Below are 2,610 nucleotides of genomic sequence, written 5' to 3'. Positions count from 1 at the left end.
TGCTTAATCCGGCCAATTCGGCCGGCAATCCGGTCACATTCGGGCACCGAATCCGGTCGGATTCGGCCACCTCGTGAAGTATTTTCAGTTTAACAAAAATCATTCAGTAGTTACAGTCGTAATATCCTCATTTTAGTCTCTAGGGCTCATTCGGGTTACGCTTCGATGGCCCGGAAAGTTCGAAACGATAGGAGTTGTGAACGAGCCGATCAAGCACGGCATCGGCAATTGTACTGTCTTCAAACAGCCCATGCCACTCTCGGACCGGAAGTTGCCCGGAGATGACGGTGGATCGATATCCAAATCTGTCTTCCACCACTTCAAGCAAGTCCCGTCCGGAGACCGGGTCTAGAATGGCCATGCCCCAGTCGTCGAGTATTAATAGATCTGTCTTTTTGAGCTCACGCATCATCCGATTGTAGGAACCATCGCCGCGACCAATCGCAAGATCGGTTAGCAGCCGGTTAACCCGGTAGTATTTTGTTTTCAGCCCCCGACGGCAGGCGGAGTTGCCAAAAGCACAAGCCAGATAAGTCTTTCCCGTGCCGGTCAAACCGGTAATGATCAGATTGCGATGCTCATTAATCCAAGAGCAGTCGGCAAGTCTCGCCACATAAGCGCGATCAAGCTTACGGCGCGGATCATAATCCAAGTCTTCCAGACATGCTCCTTGAATACGGAGATTTGCTAGACGCAACAGTTTGGTTAGACGGCTATTGTTCCTTGAGGTCCATTCGGCATCAACAAGCATGCCAAGTCGTTCTTCGAAGCGCAATGCCACCGTATCAGGACTTTCCAATTGCCGACGGTATTCTTTTCCCATCGCGGACAACTTCATAGATATAAGCTTCTCTAAGGTTTGATTGTTCAACATTCTTTTTCACCTCCCCTCCTAAACATAGTACGACGCGCCACGTATATTTTCATGTCCTGACGCAGCTTTCGGGGAAGCTGGAACGAATGGCTTAACAAAATCTTGTCCATTTTTGAGGATGTTAGCAACGGTGGTATAGGTGCAGGAATTCATAGCTTTTGCTTTTGCACAGGCGATTTCCAGACGTTCCGGACTGTACTTCTTAGACATTTGTAGCAGACCCATGCAGGACTTGTATGCCTGCTCCTCTATCTTTTGGACAGTAAGCATCTTGTCGATAACGTACAAGGTATTTTCGCCGATATTCTCAGCCCAAAAACGATATCGGCTACCATTAAATTGTTTTGAATCCCAGTATCTTCGGTGATGTTCCGGCATATGTGCAGGATCGGTAATATATCGTTTTCCAGAATGCCTCCGGGCATGAGAAGCGATTCGGATACGGTTTTGATCAAATATCTCTATGCTTGTCGATGTTGCTCGTATGGTAACTTTCTGTCGGTAGGCCGTATAGGGTACCGAGTAATAGAAACCGTCATATTCAACGTGATAGTTGTCCGGAACGGCACGCAGCTTCATGTCGGCAGTTTCAAAAGGGGAAAGAGCTAAAGGCCGTAACCCTGGACGATCTAGTTCATTAAATACCGAAAGCCTTGTTCCCGGTCGTTTCTGGAATGGCCGCCGTACCAGTTCTGAAAGCCTGTACTCAATTGCTGTATTTAATTCGCCAAAACTGAAAAACTGCTGATTTCTGAGCCAACCCAACAGCCATGTTTCCAGCCAGCGGATACTCTCTTCAACGAGTGCTTTGTCCTGTGGTTCTCTGATTCTGGCTGGTATTACCGCCACATTGTAGTGCTTAGCTAATTCCCAATAAGCGGGATTGATTACAGGATCATAATATTGTGGCCTGCTGACTGCCGTCTTGCAGTTATCCGGCACCACAATGCGTGGTACACCGCCATAATATTCAAAGGCATGTGTATGAGCCAATAGCCACTTGTCCAATTTCTCGTCGGGAAAAGCTTCTACGTAGGGAAAACCACTATTACCAAGTGTGCATACAAAGAAGTGGGCTTTGAACATTTCGCCGGTTGATGGATCAATGACCAAGGGTAGCGTATCGCCCATCCAGTCCACAAACAATTCTTTGCCTGCTTCTCGTTCCTGGTGCATGGTAACGTTTTTCCCGGTGTTGCCTCTCCAGCGGTTGTAACGCTCGCAAAACTGGCTGTATTCCAGACCGTCAGGATTTTTACCCTTGTATTCTTCCCATAGGTACCGGAGATTCAAGTTTGGGTGTTTCTGAAGCTCCTGATGGATGTATGGATAATCCGGCTCGGACTTTATATATCTTTTACCTGTGTATGCCGGATACAAGAGCTTTTTTAGGACATCATCGGTCATTGACGAGGCTGCCTCATAGCAAAGGGCGGCTTCCCGACAGCGTCGTTGTACTTCTCCGACGGTGGATCTTGCGCAGCCAACGCTTGCTGCTATTTCGCGCTGACGGTGACCTTTTTCAGTTAGTCGAAGGATTTCTAGTATTCTCACTGGTTCCTCACACCTCATAAATTTCTCCCCTAGCAATGGTCTTTTAGACCATTGTAGAGGGTTTCTTCACGAGGTGGCACCAGTTATTTGGCCGAATGTGCTCGGATTGGTTGGCCGAATAGCTCCGGATTCACTGGCCGAATGTGGCCGGAATCGTTGGTCGAATCACACCGGAATATGCA

2 protein-coding genes are annotated in these 2,610 nt (G+C 48.0%); both read right to left on the bottom strand.

Annotation, left to right across the window (positions count from 1 at the left end; genetic code table 11):
* Positions 1–139 precede the first annotated feature (139 nt).
* Positions 140–874, bottom strand: coding sequence for an IS21-like element helper ATPase IstB (gene istB, locus BMW43_RS20785; protein ID WP_091752464.1), 735 nt, complete (start codon positions 872–874; stop codon positions 140–142).
* A gap of 18 nt (positions 875–892) precedes the next feature.
* A complete protein-coding gene (gene istA, locus BMW43_RS20780) occupies positions 893–2,428 on the bottom strand; it encodes an IS21 family transposase (RefSeq protein ID WP_177173708.1) in 1,536 nt (511 codons plus the stop codon).
* Between the last annotated feature and the right edge of the window lie 182 nt (positions 2,429–2,610).

It is taken from the genome of Propionispora vibrioides, assembly GCF_900110485.1.
Taxonomy (GTDB): domain Bacteria; phylum Bacillota; class Negativicutes; order Propionisporales; family Propionisporaceae; genus Propionispora; species Propionispora vibrioides.
Note: the sequence above shows the minus strand (reverse complement) of the source record. Positions and strands in the feature narration are given on the sequence as shown.

Bases quoted from the DNA above. Each gene is read 5' to 3' on its own strand.
- istB (WP_091752464.1), bottom strand. From the start codon at position 874: ATGTTGAACAATCAAACCTTAGAGAAGCTTATATCTATGAAGTTGTCC.